We start from the raw sequence: 19,894 nt of genomic DNA, 5'->3' as shown, positions 1-19,894 counted from the left end.
TGTTCGGTATTCGCTGTTTTTGGCACTATTCCAATCGGTATATTTTTCCGTTCATCCCACAGATTCAATCATTCACCACATAAAACTGACCGTTCACGGAAGATTTTAGCTTTTTTAGGTTGTTGATATTTTTTTGTTTTACGTGACTAAAACAATCGATGATTGAAGAGTTTCAGGTTACGCCATTCGGTTACTATTGTTCCTGTTGTTTCTGTGGTTGGAAAAGTTATAAGCTGACTGAAGACCACTATTCTGTGTACCGGTTTATTTACTCACCGAACCCTCTCTAACATAGAGAGGGCTTTGGGTACTGCTGATTTTAAACGTTAAACGAAACAAGAAAATTCTTTTAACTACACATTCTTAGTTGTTTTTGGTGTTCATCAGGCTGAAGGCCTGAAAGCCCATAGCCCGGGGCAAGGAATTCCGGTGAAACCGGGATGACGCTACCCTGGGTTAGCTTTACAAGCGACAAAACAGAGGCGCACATTCCGGCCATCATAAAAGAAATACCGTTGTTGCGCCGCACATGGATAGTTGCAGGTTGTTGTTCCTGGCATTACTATTGGTAAGGGGCGATGAAGGACATCTTTGGTCCTTTGTGGTAAAAGGACTCCACGCTAAGCTCACAAAGCCCGCAAAAGAATATGCGCTAACCGCCCCTAATTGTTGTGCCCCCAACCCCAATGAACATCGCGGGCCGTCAGGCGAAGTGCATGTAAGCCTTTCGAATGTTTGACTTTGTGGTATAAACTGTTGTTGATCTGCTGTTACTGATTGAAATACTCACCCCATTTGTCCTGCGTCCAAATTCCCCTGCCTAATTTTAGAGAGGGGGTAGGGGTGAGTAGGGTTTCAACGAAAGATATGAAGCCCTTATTTCATGCTATATAGTTGATAAATAAAAGGAAAAGCCCCATGGCGGTGGGGCTTTTTTTTTGAGAAGTTGTTGGTATCATATTCAGGCTTGGGAATCAAACCCTGAATCTACCAATAGTCAAACTGGTGAATAAGTAGCATGTCATACCATTTCATTACACCAAATTTCACTTTTTTTTATGTCTTTGATGAAATTCATTCTCCAGGGCAGGAGAAAGTCATCTGTCTAGTAACTTTCCTTACTGGGCTTACGGCACAAAGAGAGCTGGGTTTCACATTTTCCCGCTAAAAACTGCAAAATTTTCCGCGCCGGGAGGAATAAAATTCCCCGTTTTTGTAACCTTCACATATTATTGCGCTTACTCTTCGGTGGCGAACGCTGCCAATGGTTCCTCGTTCATGAATGTTTTCAATTTTCGTGCATCTTTTGTGGCCTGGTCGCGCTGGTAAAGGTGCTGACTGCAGGTAATCCGCATCGGGTATGCATCCAAGTCGTACGGGTTACGCCGGATGATTTCATCCAGCAGTTGCAGAGCCAGGGCGTAGTCCGCCCCATTCATGGCATCTTGCACGCGATGCGACAGTTTGTCGTCGGAAAGGATGTGACTGGTCGACGTGATGGGCGGTCCCGACGCTGTGATATTCAATGGCGCCATAATGTTGGGGCCGCTGATGTCGGGTGAGGAGAATCGGTGATGGGCCAGCTGAAAACGTAGCTGGATGTAAAAGGTCTCCGTGTCATTGGTTGGCTGTATCTTGTTCCAGCGGCCATCGGTCTCTTTCAGTACCCTGATGACTTCCCGGTCGATGGGAGCGCCCAGCGAGTTGATGATGGTGATGGCGGCTATCCGGCCATTGGGAGTAACGGTAACGGCGGCAATCGAGAGGCCCATGCGGCCCCTGACCACTGCTTCGGCAGGATATACTGCTGTTTTGCCCAGAAACAGCCGCAGCTGATCTTCTCCGCCGGCAAAACGCTCATTGAGGTTTGGCAGCGAACCGGCCGACTCTGCTGAATGACCGGTCTGTGCTCCCGCCTGAACCGATAGCAGGAGGGAGAGCCCAAGCATCATATGTTTTATCATACCATTGGATAGGTTAATTGGTCGAAAAGGTGGCTGGCTTATTTGCTCTTCAGCCGGAATACCACGTACACCAGCCCCAGCAATCCGGTGAGCTTTAGCATGTATGTCAACATCACGTGGGTGGATTGCCCCAGTTGGTAACCCACATCGTACGCGTTCATGTTGTGTTGGAAAGGGGAGAGGTCAATCACCGTGAAGATGACCGACAGGAAGAAAATAGTCACTGCGACAATAATGAGGTCAAAAAATTTACTTTTTGTCATGGCGTTAGTTTTTCGTTCAACGTAGGGGTTTCCCAGATGCCGGCAGCTATGTGCCACCTGCTCCCGGAATCACCGGTTATGTTTGCTTCTACATGGTCGCAAGCAAAATAACTTACGTTACAATCTGTTTCCTGGTCAAAAGAAACTACATGCCAATTTACCGATAATGATTGGTTTGAGCAAATGAAGGTCAGCGGGTACTTCGAATCGCCACAAATACCAGCATTATACCCTGTTGGTAATAGCGACGTCTTGCGCAACCTTTTGGCTACCATATTCATCTGGTAAGAGAAGTTCAAAAAAACAGTAATTTTGAACAGATTGAAAACCAACCCTAATTCTATGAAGATGAAGAAAACAATGATTCTGGTGATTGGTATGGTTATACTGATTTCATGTAAAGACAAAGAAAACCCGATTGGAAAATGGGATGACAATATCAAGCTCTCAACGAAGAATGTGGAGTTAACGGCCCAGGCAGACTCTGTGACCATCACCACACAAGGAGACTGGTGGTGGATAGACGGAATTTCGTTTCAGGACAGCACCTATAGTTATTACAACAGGGAAGACATCAACCTCGAATCGGATGCCTATTCCATAAAGGAAGATGCTTTTACCGTCGAACGACGGGATAAGAACACCCTGTTTGTCCGGTTGAAAGAAAACAACACCGGAGCCGAACGAACGATGAACATTGGCCTGGAAGCCGGAGACTATTTCGACCACGTGAGTATCAAACAGGCTGCTAATTGATTTAGCCCGTCCCACACCCCGTCAGTGGTCGTTGACCCTGATTAATAGCTAACCGTTGACCTGTCAGCGTGCAACGCACCTGACAGCGTCAGAAACAGAAAACCAACAACTTCATTCCCGTATTTGGCTTCCTGCCCTGACAGGGTTCCGAACCTTGTCAGGGGTTTCCCCATCGAACCACTTGCCGACCTGACAGCGTCGTAAATGGACCCCAACCCGGGTCACCAGAATCTTAAAATACCAAGGCATACATATCACTCCTGTAGAAGATATATGGTAACTTTGGTAGCCCGGTATACTAGTTAAACTTAAAAACTAAAGAACAAAATGGCTACAGGAAAAATCACCATCGGTAATGTTTGCTTTCTGATTGATAAGAATAAAAATGAGATTCTTTTCCTGGAACGTTTTTTTGAACCAATGAAAGACCTGTTCACCGGGGTGGGTGGGAAGACCAATTTCGACGAAGATATCCATACGTCCTGTTTGAGAGAGATAAATGAGGAGACCGGACTGAATGCGAAGAATTTAAAATTAAAGGGAATTATTAAAACCATTTTGAGTGGACACGATAGTTCGTGGATTCTGTTTATATATACATCATCGGAGTTTTACGGTAAGCAAATCGACTGTCCGGAAGGAAAACTACACTGGGTAGGAATAAATGATGTTGAGAAACTCAATTTAATCGGTTTTATCCGGGAGATTATGCCATTTGTGCTGAATGAAGATTCGATAATTGAAGGTACGATTACACATGACTTAACAGGAACGGTGTTGTCAAAAAAAATTATCGAGATTCAGTGAAAAAAATACGAAGCCAGCCGGTTCGATGCTTGTTTCCCTGCGCCTGACAGCGTCATAAATCTTTTCTCCGGCTGAAATCCCGTACGGCAGTGCCATCACCGCAATTAATTTGTATTTTGGGAAACATCAGGGGAACTTCGGAAAACAGCCAAACCCGGTTTACAAACCTGAAGCAAAAAATAAAAACTGCACATCTCACTCCCGTATTGGCAACAGATGGTAGTTTTAGTAAACATACATGCAAGTTGTGCCTGTTATTAGCAAATGCATAAAAAATTCGGATGATGAAAAACGGAGGAGTAATTTTTGATTTCAACGGAACATTATTCTGGGATTCAGCGTACCAGGAAACCTCGTGGGATAAATATTTAGAAACCCACAACGTTAACCTGACCATGGCGCAAAAGAAAGAATATATACACGGAAGAAACGGGAAAGATACACTTGAATTTCTATTTAAACGAAAACTTGATGAATCGGAAGTCGAACAATATACCGAAGAAAAGGAACGTATTTATAGAAGCGAATGTCTTCAACACGAAATGAAGTTGGCACCTGGCGCTACAAAACTGCTAAATTACCTGAAAGCACACGAAATACCGATGGCAATTGCAACAGCTTCAGGAAAAACAAATGTGGATTTCTTTATCGAAAAATTAAACTTACTTGATTATTTCGCTGAGGAGCATATTATCTATAATGATGGAAAGATAAAAGGGAAACCTCACCCCGATATATTTGAGAAGGCAATAAATAAATTGGGTGTGAAAAATTCGCAATCAATTATCTTCGAAGATTCTTTTTCCGGCATTCAGGCTGCCATGAATAGCAACGTGGGAAATGTTATCATTGTAAATTCCACAAATGAAAATTATTCTGAATTCAATTTCCCGGTAATAGAGCATTTTGATGAGTTTGACCGAAATCTTTTGGTTGGTTGTATGAAACAATGAAAAATAGTAAACACAGCCTTTTAATAATGATATAGCAGTGTTCAACAACCAACCGCCGACCTGTTAGCGTGCAAAGCCCCTGACAGCGTCATGATCCTTATCTCCGGCCGAAATCCTGCCCGACTATCACCGCGATTAAAATGTATTTAAGGGAAACGCAAAGAAACCTGGCTAAACAGTAAAAATCCGGTTAGCAAGCTTGTAACAAAATAATAAGGATACATGTAACTCCTATATGGAAGATATATGTTAATTTAGGTAAACATATACAGTTGATGTGTCGGTTTAAATACGACAACAGAACAGTAAAAAGCTGGATATAAAATGAACAGACTAATCATAACCTTATCGATTATAGCATTACTGGCAAGCTGTAATTCGACCACTAAAAAGACGAAAAATATGCAAGACAAGGAGAAGCAAACAGATAACTCTGTTTCACCCATTGATACTACCCCCAGGGTGACAGGAATTGGTGGTATTTTCTTTTATTCAGACAATCCACAGGATACAAAAGAGTGGTACACCAAAAATTTAGGCATTGAAGTTAATGATTGGGGGTCTGCAAGTTTTGAATCCAGAAATATGAACAACCCCGATGAGATAAATTCACTCCAATGGAAACCGTTCAAAAAAGGGGACGAATATTTCTCTCCTTCCAAAAAGGATTTTATGATTAACTATACCGTTCAGAATATTGAGGGACTGGTTAACAAACTCAGGAAAAACGGGGTAACGATACTCGACAGTATCGAAACTTACGACTATGGCAAATTTGTACACATTCTGGATTCGGAAGGCAATAAGATTGAACTGTGGGAGCCCCAATGACAATGACCTGCAGTGGTGTACGAACCAACCGCCGACCTGTCAGCGTGTGAAGCACCTGGCAGCGTCGGAAATCTTGCCCCTGGCTGAAATCCCGCCCGACGGTACCACCACCGCAATTAATTTGTATTTTGCTACCCGGAGGGGAATCTCGGAAACGGTGAAAATTCGATTTGTAATTATCAGGTATTGAATCTCCCTGAACATACATCGTTCCCATGTTGGTAATATGGGGTAAATTTGACAGGCATATAAGCCGGTTGCCCGTTATTTTAAAAAGCATAAAGCAACACAGAACGTATGAAAGAATGCGAGCAGAATTTCGATTACATAAACATGGAGTTTGAATATGTCGATAATATTCCGGTCGCTTTTTGCCGGCCGGACAAAGAAAAATCCAACAATTCAATAGCCGTTTGGCTTCCTTACTTGGGCGGAAACAAAGAAACAGGGGCGAAGGAATTACAGAGACTTGCGGCTCATGGATACTTTTCCGTGAGTATTGACCCGTGGTTACACAACGAAAGAAAAGATGAAATAAGAAATCTCGTGTTTAGTGATTTCAAAGCTTATATGTGGCAAATCCTGGGCATCACGGCTATGAATGCTTACCGGGTGGTTGACTGGGCGGCGGATACATTTAAACTCCACGATGAGGTTGTTGCAGGCGGATTATCAATGGGGGGCGATATCGCTATCGCCCTTGCAGGAATCGATACCCGAATAAGTAGAGTAGGAGCAGTGGCAGCCAGTCCGGATTGGAATCGACCGGGAATGACCGACGTTATGGATTCGAAGAAAATCATTGAACAAGGCAACCCGACAAATTTCGGGAAGTGGCTTTATAACGAACTTAATCCAATGACAAACCTGGCGACTTTTCACAGACCCTTACAGATGCATATAGAACTCGGGAAATCGGATACTCATATAAATCCGCAATGGACAATCGCTTTTAAACAAGAGCTGTGCCGGGATTATCCGGCTGTAGAGCGCAATTTGGAAGTTGTGATTAATGAGGGGTATGATCATTTATCGTTGGTGCAAAGCAAAGGTATTATTGATAGGACTATTCGTTTTATGACCGGAGAGAAACAGAAATAATAAGTCAGCAGACAAAGCGTAAGTTTCATGATGGGATCTGCCCACACCCCGTCAGTGTCGTAATCCTTTTCTCCAGCTGAAATCCCAACCGGCTGTACCATCACTGCTATTAATTTGTGTTATTGCTCCCATGTTGGATACATAGGGTGTTTTTAGCAAACATACACAAGGCCCGCCACAGTCCATGCATTCGTCATTTTGGCTACAACCTAACTCAATTTGGCAAAAAACAACTATTTACTTCTACTGATTTTTGCATTATACATTTTAAACAACATGAATATGCAAAAAACAATTTTCATTACAGGAGCTTCATCCGGTCTGGGAAAGGCCACCGCAAAATTATTTCAGTCGAAGGGGTGGAATGTAATCGCAACAATGCGAAACCCTGAAAGGGAAACAGAACTCACCAAATTGGAAAATGTAACATTACTGTCGTTAGACGTCACCAATTGGGAGCAAATCAAAGACGTTGTTGCGAAAGCGAATGACCTGAAAAATATAGACGTCGTATTTAACAACGCAGGCTACGGTCTGATGGGGGCATTGGAAGCATTAAGCGATGAACAGATTGTTCGTCAAATTAACACCAATCTCCTGGGAGTTATGCGTATTACAAAAGCCTTTATACCCTATTTCCGAAAAAAGAAAAATGGTTTGTTCATCACAACAACGTCAATCGGTGGCAGTTTGGCATTCCCATTACATTCTGTTTATCAGGCTACCAAATTTGGATTGGAGGGGTGGTCAGAAAGTTTGTCGTTCGAATTAAGTCTGCACAACATCGGGATAAAAACGATTGCCCCGGGAGCCATCGCGACCAATTTTACGGGCAGGTCATTGGACAAAAGCTCACATGCTGAATACCAGGAACTGGAAGAGAAGTTATTCGGCAATGTTGATGAAATGATGAATGCGGCTTCTGCACCTGAACAAATCGCCGACATAATATATGAAGCTGCCACTGACGGCAAAGACCAAATTCGGTATATTGCAGGAACTGACGCAGAAAATATGTTTCAAACCCGTACTCAAATGGGAAGTGAAGAGTTTAGAAAGCTGATAAGAAAACAATTCGTTGGACACTAATTAATTTTAAATTCGTATGGTGAAGCAAATAAATTCCCTGTCCGGTTTTCATGAGTTGTTATCTCTGCCAAAGCCTTTGCATCCTTTGGTAAGTGTTGTGCGCGTATCTGAATTACATCTTGCGAATGCTGACGTGTGGAAACAGTTTTCTACTGATTTTTATACGATTTCATTGAAAAATAACATTCAATCGAAAGTAAAATACGGGCAACAGTATTATGACTTTGACACGGGAACAATGACATTTGTTGCACCGAAACAAATTCAGTCCGTCGAAAGAGATGAAACAAATACATACAATGAAACCATCGGAACAGGTTATGTATTAATGTTTCATCCCGATTTTTTGGGAAAACACCCCCTGGCAACCACCATCAGGAATTATGGCTTTTTTTCTTATGCTATAAATGAAGCGTTGCACCTTTCGGAACGGGAAGAAACGGACATGATAGAGATTTTTCAGAAAATACAAACTGAATACCAGCATATCGACAGGCATACGCAGGATATAATTCTTTCACAAATCGATTTGTTGCTCAATTACAGTAACCGTTTTTATGAGCGGCAATTCATTACCCGGAAAGCGGTAAACACGGATTTACTTTCTAAAATGGAACAACTGTTGAACATCTGTTTTGAAAAAGAAGAAACGCTAAATAAAGGACTTCCAACTGTTGAGTATTTGGCAAAACAACTACATGTTTCGCCACGTTATTTAAGCGATATGCTTCGCTCACTCACAGGACAAAGCACACAGCAGCACATCCACGAAAAGTTAATTGAAAAAGCAAAAGAGAAGTTATCGACAACCGACTTATCGGTAAGCGAAATTGCCTACCATTTAGGCTTTGAGCATCCGCAATCATTCAGCAAATTATTCAAGGCAAAGACCAACCTCTCACCTTTGGCGTTTCGACAGTCATTTAATTGAAGATGAAACCCTGTTGCTACACCCCGTCAGTGGTCCCAACCCCTGACGGTGGTCAAAAGAATCAACCGCTGCCCTGTCAGCGTGCAAAGCACCTGACAGCGTCAGAAACAAAGGGCTAACGGTCTCAGTTTTGTATTCAATTTCCGGAGGCAGTCCAAAAACAATAAGGAACATTTTCTGAATTATCAAATTGTTAATCCGATGCTTACTGTTAACCCCTAAATCCCCTAAAGGGGACTTTAAGCCGCCCCTTTAGGGGAGGTTTGGAGGGGTGAAAACAGGTTTGCATACAATTCAGTAAGATTTAAGCCTTGCAGTTTGACTTTTGGGACTTCCTCTTTTTTTCCTGATTGCTTCTCCCTAATGTCAAGGGCACAATGGTGCCCAGTCGTCAAAAATACGCCGGATAAATGCCTGTTTTCCCCGTAAATGTTTACCTTAGTTATCGCAAAAATACAGGCCCCATTGAAAACAACGACCGACCATTTACCCGCTGATAAGCAAGCTGAACTGCAGAAGATTGTAACGGCCATTGAGCAACGCTTTCCGGCCGAGATGATCATCCTGTTCGGGTCGTATGCCCGGGGCGACTGGGTGGACGACCGTTATAAAGAGGATGGCACCACCTACGAATACAAAAGCGATTACGACATACTGGTGGTGCTCGATACCGAAGTGGTCGCCATTAAACGGGAGAGCAACCGGCGCTGGCAAAACAAACTGCGCCGCGACACCGGCAGGGAAGCCCCGCTCAACGTGATATTCCACGGCATCGATTACCTGAACAGCGAGATTGAAGACGGCAATTACTTCTTTATGGATGTCCTGAAGGAGGGAATCATGCTGCACGACAGCGGGAAGTTCCAGCTGGCAACGCCCAAACAGCCCGACCATAAACAACGAACAAGCAAAGCCCGGCTCTATTTCGACAAGTGGTTCGACAATGCCAATGAGTTTATGACCGATTTTACCAATGCGTTTAATAGGGGTAGTTTTAGCCAGGCTGCATTTATGCTTCATCAGGCCACCGAACGATTGTTTGCCTGTGTTCTTTTGGTGTATACCGATTACAAACCCAAGGTGCACGACCTCGACAAGCTCAACGGGCAAGTCTGTAAGCTCGACAACCGCTTCAAGACCATCTTTCCCCGGATAACCGGAGAGGAGGAGCGGTTATTTACCCTGTTGAAAAAAGCCTACATCGATTCGCGTTACAAACTGGATTACAGCATCAGCCGCGACGATTTGGCCTGCCTTTCGGAGCGGGTACAACAATTGCGTGAACTGACAGAGCTGGCCTGTAAAGAAAAAATCGATAGTTTTATGGTTGAAAAGTAGTAGCCTTTCCACTTGTGGGAAGGGCCTGCGTTATTAATTAATACGAAAAGAACTAAACCATTGCGATTATGGACATCATGGATACAGCCCGCTTAAACATCAAGAAACGCCGCGAAATGAAAGGTTTCCGCCAGCAGGACATGGCCGACAAACTGAGCATGAACATCCGGACCTACCAAAACCTGGAAAACGGCGAAACCAAACTTGACCTGGAACGACTGGAGCAAATTGCCGGGATACTGGAAACCAATATGGAAGAGCTTCTCAAACAAGAAAGTACGTATATTCACCAGGAAGTGAAAGATGGTGGAAGTGGGTCCGGGAGTGGATTTAATACCACTGGCAACGTTTATAATTACAATTTTGAAAAAGAAATTCTGGACAAATTACTATCGGCAAAGGACAACGAGATAGAATTACTCAAAGAAGAGAATAAATACCTGAAAGAGAAAATTGATCAGTTGTTGAGTAAGTGAGCCTTTGCGTCTTTGTCATGAACAATCGTATGCCTTTCCACTGAATGGATACCCGGCGATATCTCAACCGCAATTAATTTGCATTTTGGAGAAATTCGGTGGTTTTTCAAAGTATTAATAGTCAATGTTGCAAGATCGGATTGTGAAATAAATGATATATATCGCTTCTATATTTATATTTGAGATATATGGCAATTTTAATGGACATACGAATTAGTTATGCATAAATTAAAATGAGACTCGTAACGAGATATAGAATGTTGAGTTTCTGGAATAAAGTTGGATTTATTTCAAGTGTTCTCGGTATAATCGGTTTTTTTGGTGGAATTGCGATTCATATAATTTCTAATCATTCAAGATTTTCAGAAATAACACTTGTCGAAAATGAGCAAAATTTCTTAAAGGTTTATAACTCAACAGGAATCGCGTGGACAAAGAAATTTGATGGACAGATTATGAAATCTGATATTGTGAATTTAGATAATAATAGCACAAAATATGTTTTAGTTTCAATTGGTAAGAATGAGTCTTTATCTAATGAAGATTGTGGTTATTTATTTTGTTTTGATGAAAAGGGAAATGAAAATTGGAGTTACATAAACAATAATAAACCCAATTATAATGGTGGATCAAGTCATAAAATGATTATTAAGGATTTTCTTGTAGGTAATTTTATTGGAAATGAAAATCAAATCTTACTGAATAATGGAGATGCTGATGGATGGTATCAATCAAATATTACGCTAATAGATAAGGAAGGTCATTTTATTTCAACATATTGGCATCCTGGATTTATAAATAAGATTAATGTCATTAAAGAAAAAGATAATTCTTTGTCTATAATTTTCTATGGAGTTAATAATGATCTAAGTTCATTGATTGAAGGTGAAGGTTACATATCTGTAATTGGAAAATTACCGCCTATTTTTACAGGTGAGGCACCACCATACGCTGGAAAATCAAAGAAAGGGGATGAAATATGGTATTTTGCAATATTGCCTAAAAACAATTCAATCCAGAAGGTATCGATATCAGATTTAAATTCAGATGGAACAAATGATATAGCGATTTGGACAAAAAGTGGGCACAATATATATCTTGATGCTAACGGTGAGATTATAGGCATAAGCGCAACTGACAAACAGAATAAATCCAAATTTGATTTAGTTAGAATAAAATAGCTGTGCACAAAATTTAAAACACATGATTGTAAGTGACCATCTCTACCCCAACGCTCATAAAAAGAGAGCTTCAAAATTCTGTTGGAGGAAATAGGAACATAGGGTATTATTACATCTCAACGGACAATGGCGGCAAGTCTTTTTGCCAGCCAAATAAGACCCGGCAGTACCACAACCGCGATTAATTTGTATATTTGGTAAACCAAGTAACTTTACAATAAATAGTAATCATGGATATGACTGAAACCGCTCCTGCTCCAAAAGTTCACCATGGACGAAACATTAAACGCTTACGCGAAATGCTGGGCGTGAAACAGGAATATATTGCCAGCGAACTGAACCTGACCCAACAAACCATCTCCAAGCTCGAACAAAAGGAAGTGATTGAAGACGATATGCTCGAAAAGGTGGCTAAAACATTAAATGTACCAACTGATGCCATCAAGAATCTGAGTGATGATGCCGCCACAAATTACATCAATACCTTCTATGATAATCATGGACATGGATTCTTCGCAAATAATGTAAACTTTAACCCCATCGACAAAGTCGTAGAGTTGTATGAACGTTTATTGGCCGCCGAAAAAGACAAAGTGGCGATGATGGAGAAGTTGATGGAAGGGAGGAAGTAGGCTTTGCTCAGTATTCATTTTGAGCCTTATGTGTTTGATTTCATTTTGCGAATATCTGCTCAGAATGATATTCAAGAAATTCTTTTTTAGGAAAGAAGCGCCCTGGTAACGATATGATTTTGCCCTCATATGGATGAAAGTACTTCATGTAGGTTCCATCTATATTTGATTTTAGAGCTTCCGATATTTTTATTTTGAAGTCAGGAGTGATTGTGATTAGTCCTTTATCAAAAGCCTTATCGTGAAGCGCATTTAGACAAAGTCCGTTTTGTGGATTCATTCGTTCTTTCTTATTGTGTGCCCATGGGATAATGTGACTTGCGATTAATAGCTCAGGTACCTTTATGCCGGTAATACAGCAAGTCTGACTGTAAGATGCCAAAATTGCCTTTCGAAAAAAACTTTGATTAACCCTTGTTTTTACAATGGTTTCCCGTTCTTTACCTTCTTTTATTTCCAGGATGTCTGAAAGATCAATTTCTGATTCGAGTGTTACTCCTTTATATTTTGCCAATATCTTTTCGCTTTCGTAGGCTAATTGTTCCCAATTATCATGAAACTCATTCCAAACAGTTTCTTCTCCCTTGGCTCCATGGGTCAACCCGGAAACATTTCTGGCTTGTAAAGCTGGATCTAGTCTGGCAAAATTTGCCAGTTTTCGGGAGACCGCACCTTTCTTTCTTCCAATGATATTTGCCAACTCAACAACAGGAGGATAATTCTCGTTTATTTTGGTAAACGGGATTTTGCAGTACAAATTGAATGCAACGATATGTTCTTCACGAGACCAATTTGGGTTATGAGGCATGACTAAAACTGTATTACTCCTAATCTGCTAATATAGTTGGTATAATCAGTAGTTATTTTATTCAATAACTCAGCCTTAATAGAAAAAAGAATATCACCAATAAAATCTTGGCTTTCATCGGTTGTTGTTATGACGTACCTTGAATTAAAGAGTAAGATATTGTTATTTCCGAGATGAGAAAACAACGGCAACTTTATTATTGAGTCAGATTGCTTCATTAGATACTGTTCATCAAATAAAGGTGCTAACAATCCGAGAATATACGTGTGTGTACGATGGTTATTTTGCGCATAATCACATGAGGCACTTATTTCTAGCAAAACAAATTGTGATTTGTCTTGTATTTCTTTTTTTTCTGTTTTCCCGACCGCTTTTGAATTAAATGGCAGAAATTTATGTCTGAGCTGTTTTAATTCTTTCCCAAATAACGATAGCATTTGTCCTTCTTTTGGGATAAATTCAACAACTGCTCCTCGGGAAGTCTTTTTTGTTCTTTCAGTATTGAAATTAAAATGATATATCGAATTTAGTTTACATATAAACTCTTGATCTATTTTAGTAAATTTGTTTTTATCCTCTGTTTTAAGCAAATAATTAAGTTTGCTTTCCCACTTACTGGTTAGCTCTATACTACTGAGTTCATTTGTTAGAATAGGATTAAGTCCGTCTCTGACCGCAGATATGGGATTTTCCATTGCGCTTTTATATCCATAGGTTTCAAATGCAATATTTGAAAAAACTAGGTCAAAATTGTTATCGAAATTAGTACTTTCTCCCCAGGAGTCGTTTCCACTTGAGACTACATTAAATATAGTTTTTAGGGTATTTCCAGCGGCATGTGAAATATTACTTTCATAGTCGAACAATATTTCCAGGATATCATTCGATAAAATTCTCCTAATTTTATCAAGTAATTGATTAGAATTTCCGACAATTGTTTTGTCAATAGTATCAATCAGTATTGGAGCCGGGACATTATCTTTCTCTCTTTTGTTTATATGTTCTTTAATTTGCTCGATGACGTTTATATGAGTTGACCAAAAAATTAAGATATAGGGTCCATTATCTAAACCAATACATTGTTTTAATGCATTTATAAATGAGTATATTGCTTTAGTGTCAACCTGAACTGCATTTAGGAGATTTATGTCGAAGAATGCAAGCCTTATGCCTGTATACGGAATTTTAGGTGGATTTGCAGCAGAGTATAACGTGTAGTGAGCGGGAATATCTAATATTTTAAGCGCTTCGGAGATTGTATCTATTTCTCTCTCTTCATTGTCAACTACCAGAATTTTAGACAGATTTCTTAGCATACTTAGCTTTCTTTTTCGGGATTAAATACTAAAGCAATAACAGCGCCATCATATACATCAGGAACCTTTATATCTTCATTATTGATGAAAACAATTTCACCTCCTAAAAGCTCCATTACTAGGCTGGCATAGTAGAGTCCGAGCCCCATGCCACCAGGTTTTAAAGTTTTAAATGGTTTTGTCAAATCATTTGTATTCAATTTGAAACCATCTCCATTGTCCGCAATTACTATGGCAGGTCCTCTGAATGTTTCAATATCAGTAGTAAGGAGAATTGCGGGGGGAATGGAATTTTCTTTTTCGTACCTAGCAGAACTCCAAAATATCGAGTTGTCAATTATGTTGTTAATAGCGCCAAACAATAAATTCTCTGGCCCTTTTATCCTAAAATCTTCTGCATCATCGACTAGGGGAGGACATGACAGAATTATATTGTGAAAGCCTAATCTGCCTGCATTATGGTCTTTTAGTGTTTTCAACAACTTTTTGGTTGTAAAAACAGATGTTTGATTTTGTTTAAGGATTGGAGAAAATCCATCAATTAAATTGTAAAGATATGTAATTCTTTCTCGAATTTCGTCTATAGCAGCTCGGTTAATATCATTACTAATGGATTTTACTTCTCGGTGCAATTCATGGAAAATAAGACTTAAATTCATTCCTGAAAGTCCAGAGTTAAGCATTACATCTCTCATTTGCTTATAATCATCTTCAATTCTAGAAATTACATGACTAAATTCTTTCGTTAGTTTTCTTTTCTCAATTTTTCTTTTTAGGTCTGTTATACTTTCAGAAAAACCTGCTTTGTTGACCGGTTTAAAGTCTTTAATTCTATTTTCGAGTTTTTCTCGATCCTCTTGTATAACTACTGAAAAATGTTTGACAATGCTTAAGCAAATATCTTTCAGCTTTTGATAAGTTTCATTTTCATCAAACCCTTCTCTGTTAGTTTTCTCTTTTAGGTACTCGTGTGAAGAGCCCATATTTAATCTTATGGAACCAATTACATTGTTGTTACTTATAGTACCACTGGGATTATTTGTTCTTAAGAGATTTAATCCTAACCAATCATTCCCAGGCTCTCCGTAATTATATACTCTTAATTTATCTCGATATATTCTAATGCCATGGTTCTCTCTCAAATATGTTTTTATTGTCTCACTATTTTTAAAAATATTTAATATCTGACTCCTTTGATTAAAGAGATAAAACTTTCCTTTAATGGGCCCAATTCTCTCTAAATCTTTAGAATTAAAATACTTTTTATTTTTGTCTTTTGATTCCGCGTTAAATAATACTTTGTCCTTTTTATCCTCTTTAAAATTATCGTTAGAGTTTTTCTTCAAAGAATTGTCTCGAAACGGGGGAGTAAAGTTATATCCCCAACTATATGTTCCATTTTCGGCAAGATAGAAATCATACTGATATATGCTGGTGTCAAGGATCTTTTCAGGCTTGAATATATCTTCTATCCATTCTTGGAATTCTTCATCAAGAATGAGATCGACTTTAAAAGAATCGTCAGATTTGAAGGGGCTTACGAGTGTGTTAACTGTCCTGAATATTGTCCTGATATCTCCTCTTTCCCAATTTTTCCGCTTTAGGTTTCTTAAAGTGATTCTGGTGCCGTGTGGTTCTCCCAAAAAAGTTAGTTTTTTTACCTTCTCAAAACTGACTTCTGTGTCTTCTATATATTTAGCATTGCTGATCACATCAGACCAGTTAAACTCTAATTTATATCCAAAATCCTCATTTTGTTTTTTAGTCTCAAGTAATATATCTGATGCCAATTTGTGAACAGCTAATCTACCAACACCTTTTTCACCAAGAGATTCTCTATCAAATTTTTTGCTTAATTTCCTGTTATCACCTCTTTTGAAGTCAGTCCCAATTTCTAGCCAAGAATTTATGAGAATGTCCTCGTTCATTCCAACACCATCATCTTCAATTATTATGGCCATATTTTCATTACCTAGATTTTCAAAACGGATTTCCGCTCTTGTGGCATCAGCATCATAAGAATTTTTGACTAACTCGAACAGGGCAAGATTATCGCTCCCGATCAATTCATCGCCTAACAAACTGAGAATATGACTACGAGCTTTAAAATTTGCTTTAATTGGTTCTGCCATTTTGTAATAAATTACGAAGTTTGTGAGCAATCTGAACTGCCATCAACGGAGGCACTGCATTTCCGATTTGTCGAAAAGCTGCGGTACGGTATTGATCTTCTTTAACCCCTTCAAAAAAATAATCATCGGGGAAAGACTGGATTCTGGCCGCCTCCCTTACTGAAATTGACCGCAGTTGGTTTTTATCTGGATGTATAAAATGATGTCCGTCTTTGGCGATATGAGCAATCATGGTATGCGGTTCATCAGCTACTACCTTAAAACGATCTACAAAGTCTTTAACATTAGCCTGTGTCCTCATATTATCCGGTATTTTGTTATTCTTAAGACGGATTCCGTCTTCCAGCTGCTCAATAGCAAGTCGGTATATGTTTAAGTCTTTTCGATTGTGTGGCCTTGCAATATGTTGTGTAACGAAGTTAATACCGTTTCTGATTTCAGATGAACTTAAATATTCATTTGTGGGGAGAGCATACGAATGATATCGCTTGTTCTCTCCCGGTTTGATATGAGGAAGATCGTTGAATATGTCGTTCCGGGTATAACGATTGGGGTGTGTATTGAATTTGGGATATTCGAGCTGAAGCTCTTTTCTCCAACCGATAATGATTACCCGACGTCTGTTTTGGACAACGCCAAAATCTTTTGCGTTTAATATTTCCGCTTCTACGATGTAGCCCAGTTGCCGGTAGTATTTCTTGAGATTTCTAAAATATTGCCCTCCGTCTGCAACCAGAATTCCGGGTACGTTTTCAAAAACAAAAACTTTTGGTTGATATCTTTTCAGATATCTGCCATAATGAATATAAAGCGTTTTGCGTTCATCATTTTTCTTTTTTCTCAGAGCGCCGCCACGTCCAATGACGGAGTATGCCTGACAAGGTGGGCCTCCAATAATCAAATCAACATTTTGATTTCCTTTTAATTGGTCGATCTGTTTAAAGATTTGGTCATTAGTATCGTCACCAATGGGTAGATTAATTACTGAATGACGTTTCTCTTCAGGTAAAAGGTTGTAAAGTCCATCTCTCGTTAAATCTTCTCCCTTAATGTAAGAAATGTATTTAGCGAAGTCTGGCTCGTTTTTTACATGATGGTATACTGTACGGGTTAATAAAGTATTGCAGGCAGCTTCATCCATTTCAACGTGCGCTATCGGTTCAAACCCGGCACGAATAAAACCTTCGGAAAGGCCTCCGGCACCTGCAAATAGATCTATAAAATTCATATTAGACAATGAGGTCAAATCCCTTGAAAAACTCTTCAAAGGTTGTTTCTAATGCTTTGATAATTTTTTCGATGTTTTGAATGGAAATATTGCGTTTCCCATTTTCTACACTGGTCATATAGGTTCTGTCTAGTTCGGCTTTTAGCGCTAGTTGCTCCTGCGAAATACCTTTTTGTAAACGCAAAGCCCTGATTCTTTGACCTATCTTAGACTTTATGTTCATGGCATTAAATGTATCCTTATGTTGATTATGGGTCAACGGACTATAAGTAACATTTGTGGACTGTAAAAATGCTTACTTGGGAGAGTAGTAACAGTAAAAAGAATGATTCGTTGAAGGAATGGAAAACCAATTAGTCTATAATCAAAGACTGAGCTGATTTGTCTGCAGATTTTATTTTTTCGATGAGGACATCGAAGGTTTGCTTTCTTTCGGTTGGTTTCAGTTGGCATTCCCATAGAATAATCACTTTCCACCCGGCCACCTGTAAGGCTATTTCTGCCTCTTTGTCGCGCTTTTGGGTACCTTTAATTTTTTGCAACCACCATTCGGTGCGGGTTTTGGGAAGGACAAAATAACGGCAGCCTTTGTGTCCGTGCCAGAAACAGCCGTTAATAAAGATGACCGTTTTGTATTTCGGCAATACAATATCAGGCTTTCCCGGCAGGCTTTTCACATTCAGCCGGTACCGGAAACCATTGGCAAACAGGAAGCGCCTAACCAGCATTTCGGGTTTGGTATCTTTCCCTTTAATGCGGCTCATGTTGTAGCTCCGGGTTGCTTTGTCGTGTACATCGGCCATAGGTCAAAAGTAGGAATAGCGTTGGTAATTGTCCAAATCTCATTTTAAAAGAAGAACATCTATTCTGTTGGAGATGAACATCGCTGTGTTATGAAAGAACCCGGGAGTGAAACGGTGAACGGTGGTCTGCGGGAAAAAGACAGCCCCGGTTGGGAGAAGACAAAGAGGTGTGAAAACAGGAATAACCATCTGTGGAATAGGAACAGCCATGGTTTCACTGGAAACAAGCACCTGCCAAATGGAAGTAAGCACCTGTTAAACGGAAACAGCTATCTGCAGAATGGAAACAAGGGCATGTGGAATAGAAACAAGCATCGGGCAAGTGGAAGTATCGACCTGTTGATTGGAAATAAGCATCGGTAAACTGGAAACAACTCCCGGCAGAACGGAAACAGGCACATGTGAAATAGAAACAAGCATCGGGCAACCAGGAACAACCTCCTGTTGCCCGGCAATAACGTAGGTTCATTCAAAACCTGCTTCGGCAAATCCTCGTGGTCTGTCATTGCGAAGGAGGAGGTACGACGACTGCGGCAATCTGCCCATTAACGTTTCAGCAGTGGGCAAAACATGTTGAGCATACATACTTTTCTTCGCAGCGATGGCTAAAACATGTTAAGCATACATACTTTTTCACACGGGGCACCTCAAAAAATGTTCTGGATACATACTTTTTCACGCGGCACACCCTAAAATATGTTCGGGGGACATACTTTTTTCTACGGGGCACCCCGCCGGAGAATCTTCTTCATCTCACGGTATGAAGTTCTTCAACTTTGCCAGGAAAGTTCTTGAACTTTGCACAGAAACTTCTTCATCTTCGTCAGGAAAGTCCTTGAACTTTGCACAGAAACTTCTTCATCTTCGATAGGAAAGTCCTTCATCTCGCGCTACAAAGTCCTTCATCTTTCGGAGGTGAGAAGCTCATCTCCATCGCAGAGGTTTTTTATCGTTTATTAAGCCGGTTTTAACCACCGATATTTCCTTCAGGTGCAGTCGTTCGCGAATGTGTATCGTCCTAAAAAAAGTTTACAGGTTAGACATTTAAATTTACTTGTTTTTTATAATAGGTTTTCCATCTTTTTTTGAGTGTACCTGATCTGAGATGTGCCTGTTCTGGTGTGAGCATATTACAGCTCAGATGTGGACGCTTATTGTTATACTTGTTTATTGTTTTTTCTAACTGACTGTTTGTGAAAATGATGTTCTTGCTTACTTCGAGATGAAGATATTCATCTTTAAGAATACCGTTAATTCTCTCGGCAATGGCATTGTCCCGTGGATT

The 19,894-nt window shown here is 40.1% G+C and carries 21 protein-coding genes; 12 read left to right on the top strand and 9 right to left on the bottom strand.

From position 1 onward, the window contains the following. Positions 1-1,238: 1,238 nt before the first annotated feature. Together T426_RS0109990 and T426_RS0109985 are read right to left on the bottom strand one after the other, a co-directional pair. Positions 1,239-1,964 carry an energy transducer TonB gene (locus T426_RS0109990; RefSeq protein ID WP_025865977.1) on the bottom strand — a complete coding sequence of 242 codons (726 nt, stop codon included), beginning with the start codon at positions 1,962-1,964 and terminating at the stop codon, positions 1,239-1,241. Between the two features lie 38 nt (positions 1,965-2,002). Beyond that, entirely contained in the window at positions 2,003-2,227 is a 225-nt protein-coding gene (locus tag T426_RS0109985) for a hypothetical protein (RefSeq protein WP_025865978.1), read from the bottom strand. A gap of 348 nt (positions 2,228-2,575) precedes the next feature. Between T426_RS0109985 and T426_RS0109975 the strand changes: the two genes are divergently transcribed. The 11 genes from T426_RS0109975 (at position 2,576) to T426_RS0109915 (ending at position 12,322) form a co-directional block, all read left to right on the top strand. Further along, positions 2,576-2,983 (top strand): hypothetical protein, encoded by a 408-nt coding sequence (locus T426_RS0109975; protein WP_148303855.1) that lies wholly within the window; start codon positions 2,576-2,578, stop codon positions 2,981-2,983. Positions 2,984-3,310: 327 nt separating this feature from the next. Beyond that, entirely contained in the window at positions 3,311-3,790 is a 480-nt protein-coding gene (locus T426_RS0109970; RefSeq protein ID WP_027585621.1) for an NUDIX domain-containing protein, read from the top strand. Between the two features lie 281 nt (positions 3,791-4,071). Then, complete coding sequence (locus T426_RS0109965; RefSeq protein ID WP_081782547.1) at positions 4,072-4,743, top strand: HAD family hydrolase; 672 nt, start codon at positions 4,072-4,074, stop codon at positions 4,741-4,743. Between the two features lie 324 nt (positions 4,744-5,067). Then, positions 5,068-5,574: a VOC family protein gene (locus T426_RS0109960; RefSeq protein ID WP_234406900.1), complete on the top strand. Its 507-nt coding sequence runs from the start codon at positions 5,068-5,070 to the stop codon at positions 5,572-5,574. 297 nt (positions 5,575-5,871) lie between these two features. Next, entirely contained in the window at positions 5,872-6,675 is an 804-nt protein-coding gene (locus T426_RS0109950) for a dienelactone hydrolase family protein (RefSeq protein WP_025866252.1), read from the top strand. Between the two features lie 282 nt (positions 6,676-6,957). Beyond that, a complete protein-coding gene (locus tag T426_RS0109945) occupies positions 6,958-7,764 on the top strand; it encodes an SDR family oxidoreductase (RefSeq protein WP_025866253.1) in 807 nt (268 codons plus the stop codon). Positions 7,765-7,780: 16 nt separating this feature from the next. Next, positions 7,781-8,695, top strand: a complete 915-nt coding sequence (locus tag T426_RS0109940) for a helix-turn-helix domain-containing protein (RefSeq protein ID WP_036985141.1) — start codon at positions 7,781-7,783, stop codon at positions 8,693-8,695. Positions 8,696-9,160: 465 nt separating this feature from the next. Next, positions 9,161-10,033, top strand: coding sequence for a HEPN domain-containing protein (locus tag T426_RS23330; protein ID WP_081782548.1), 873 nt, complete (start codon positions 9,161-9,163; stop codon positions 10,031-10,033). A 68-nt stretch (positions 10,034-10,101) separates the two neighbouring features. After that, positions 10,102-10,509 (top strand): helix-turn-helix domain-containing protein, encoded by a 408-nt coding sequence (locus T426_RS0109925; protein ID WP_025866257.1) that lies wholly within the window; start codon positions 10,102-10,104, stop codon positions 10,507-10,509. A 257-nt stretch (positions 10,510-10,766) separates the two neighbouring features. Beyond that, entirely contained in the window at positions 10,767-11,690 is a 924-nt protein-coding gene (locus tag T426_RS0109920) for a hypothetical protein (protein WP_027585620.1), read from the top strand. 230 nt (positions 11,691-11,920) lie between these two features. Next, positions 11,921-12,322, top strand: coding sequence for a helix-turn-helix domain-containing protein (locus tag T426_RS0109915; RefSeq protein WP_199898748.1), 402 nt, complete (start codon positions 11,921-11,923; stop codon positions 12,320-12,322). Positions 12,323-12,362: 40 nt separating this feature from the next. On the opposite strand, the gene T426_RS0109910 is transcribed toward T426_RS0109915, so the two are convergent. The 6 genes from T426_RS0109910 to T426_RS0109885 form a co-directional block, all read right to left on the bottom strand. After that, positions 12,363-13,130, bottom strand: a complete 768-nt coding sequence (locus tag T426_RS0109910; RefSeq protein WP_025866260.1) for an HNH endonuclease — start codon at positions 13,128-13,130, stop codon at positions 12,363-12,365. 2 nt (positions 13,131-13,132) lie between these two features. Beyond that, positions 13,133-14,446: a hypothetical protein gene (locus T426_RS0109905; protein WP_027585619.1), complete on the bottom strand. Its 1,314-nt coding sequence runs from the start codon at positions 14,444-14,446 to the stop codon at positions 13,133-13,135. 2 nt (positions 14,447-14,448) lie between these two features. Further along, on the bottom strand, positions 14,449-16,578 hold the full coding sequence (locus T426_RS0109900) for an ATP-binding protein (protein WP_027585618.1): 2,130 nt from the start codon (positions 16,576-16,578) through the stop codon (positions 14,449-14,451). Beyond that, positions 16,562-17,806, bottom strand: coding sequence for a DNA cytosine methyltransferase (locus T426_RS0109895; protein WP_027585617.1), 1,245 nt, complete (start codon positions 17,804-17,806; stop codon positions 16,562-16,564). Before T426_RS0109895 ends, T426_RS0109900 begins: the two co-directional genes overlap by 17 nt. Before the next feature lies 1 nt (position 17,807). Continuing rightward, a complete protein-coding gene (locus tag T426_RS0109890) occupies positions 17,808-18,029 on the bottom strand; it encodes a helix-turn-helix domain-containing protein (protein WP_025866332.1) in 222 nt (73 codons plus the stop codon). A 130-nt stretch (positions 18,030-18,159) separates the two neighbouring features. Beyond that, entirely contained in the window at positions 18,160-18,609 is a 450-nt protein-coding gene (locus T426_RS0109885; protein WP_025866333.1) for a very short patch repair endonuclease, read from the bottom strand. A 90-nt stretch (positions 18,610-18,699) separates the two neighbouring features. Between T426_RS0109885 and T426_RS0109880 the strand changes: the two genes are divergently transcribed. Then, on the top strand, positions 18,700-18,972 hold the full coding sequence (locus T426_RS0109880) for a hypothetical protein (RefSeq protein WP_025866334.1): 273 nt from the start codon (positions 18,700-18,702) through the stop codon (positions 18,970-18,972). A 673-nt stretch (positions 18,973-19,645) separates the two neighbouring features. Here T426_RS0109880 and T426_RS23325 read toward each other — a convergent pair. Beyond that, the coding region (locus T426_RS23325) for an integrase core domain-containing protein (RefSeq protein ID WP_036985417.1) at positions 19,646-19,894 on the bottom strand (249 nt) is incomplete at its 5' end.

The sequence above is a fragment of the Prolixibacter bellariivorans ATCC BAA-1284 genome (assembly GCF_000621705.1).
Classification (GTDB): domain Bacteria; phylum Bacteroidota; class Bacteroidia; order Bacteroidales; family Prolixibacteraceae; genus Prolixibacter; species Prolixibacter bellariivorans.
Note: the sequence above shows the minus strand (reverse complement) of the source record. Positions and strands in the feature narration are given on the sequence as shown.

Bases quoted from the DNA above. Each gene is read 5' to 3' on its own strand.
- T426_RS0109990 (WP_025865977.1), bottom strand. From the start codon at position 1,964: ATGATAAAACATATGATGCTTGGGCTCTCCCTCCTGCTATCGGTTCAG.
- T426_RS0109985 (WP_025865978.1), bottom strand. From the start codon at position 2,227: ATGACAAAAAGTAAATTTTTTGACCTCATTATTGTCGCAGTGACTATT.
- T426_RS0109975 (WP_148303855.1), top strand. From the start codon at position 2,576: ATGAAGAAAACAATGATTCTGGTGATTGGTATGGTTATACTGATTTCA.
- T426_RS0109970 (WP_027585621.1), top strand. From the start codon at position 3,311: ATGGCTACAGGAAAAATCACCATCGGTAATGTTTGCTTTCTGATTGAT.
- T426_RS0109965 (WP_081782547.1), top strand. From the start codon at position 4,072: ATGATGAAAAACGGAGGAGTAATTTTTGATTTCAACGGAACATTATTC.
- T426_RS0109960 (WP_234406900.1), top strand. From the start codon at position 5,068: ATGAACAGACTAATCATAACCTTATCGATTATAGCATTACTGGCAAGC.
- T426_RS0109950 (WP_025866252.1), top strand. From the start codon at position 5,872: ATGAAAGAATGCGAGCAGAATTTCGATTACATAAACATGGAGTTTGAA.
- T426_RS0109945 (WP_025866253.1), top strand. From the start codon at position 6,958: ATGCAAAAAACAATTTTCATTACAGGAGCTTCATCCGGTCTGGGAAAG.
- T426_RS0109940 (WP_036985141.1), top strand. From the start codon at position 7,781: ATGGTGAAGCAAATAAATTCCCTGTCCGGTTTTCATGAGTTGTTATCT.
- T426_RS0109925 (WP_025866257.1), top strand. From the start codon at position 10,102: ATGGACATCATGGATACAGCCCGCTTAAACATCAAGAAACGCCGCGAA.
- T426_RS0109920 (WP_027585620.1), top strand. From the start codon at position 10,767: ATGTTGAGTTTCTGGAATAAAGTTGGATTTATTTCAAGTGTTCTCGGT.
- T426_RS0109915 (WP_199898748.1), top strand. From the start codon at position 11,921: ATGGATATGACTGAAACCGCTCCTGCTCCAAAAGTTCACCATGGACGA.
- T426_RS0109910 (WP_025866260.1), bottom strand. From the start codon at position 13,130: ATGCCTCATAACCCAAATTGGTCTCGTGAAGAACATATCGTTGCATTC.
- T426_RS0109905 (WP_027585619.1), bottom strand. From the start codon at position 14,446: ATGCTAAGAAATCTGTCTAAAATTCTGGTAGTTGACAATGAAGAGAGA.
- T426_RS0109900 (WP_027585618.1), bottom strand. From the start codon at position 16,578: ATGGCAGAACCAATTAAAGCAAATTTTAAAGCTCGTAGTCATATTCTC.
- T426_RS0109895 (WP_027585617.1), bottom strand. From the start codon at position 17,806: ATGAATTTTATAGATCTATTTGCAGGTGCCGGAGGCCTTTCCGAAGGT.
- T426_RS0109890 (WP_025866332.1), bottom strand. From the start codon at position 18,029: ATGAACATAAAGTCTAAGATAGGTCAAAGAATCAGGGCTTTGCGTTTA.
- T426_RS0109885 (WP_025866333.1), bottom strand. From the start codon at position 18,609: ATGGCCGATGTACACGACAAAGCAACCCGGAGCTACAACATGAGCCGC.
- T426_RS0109880 (WP_025866334.1), top strand. From the start codon at position 18,700: ATGAAAGAACCCGGGAGTGAAACGGTGAACGGTGGTCTGCGGGAAAAA.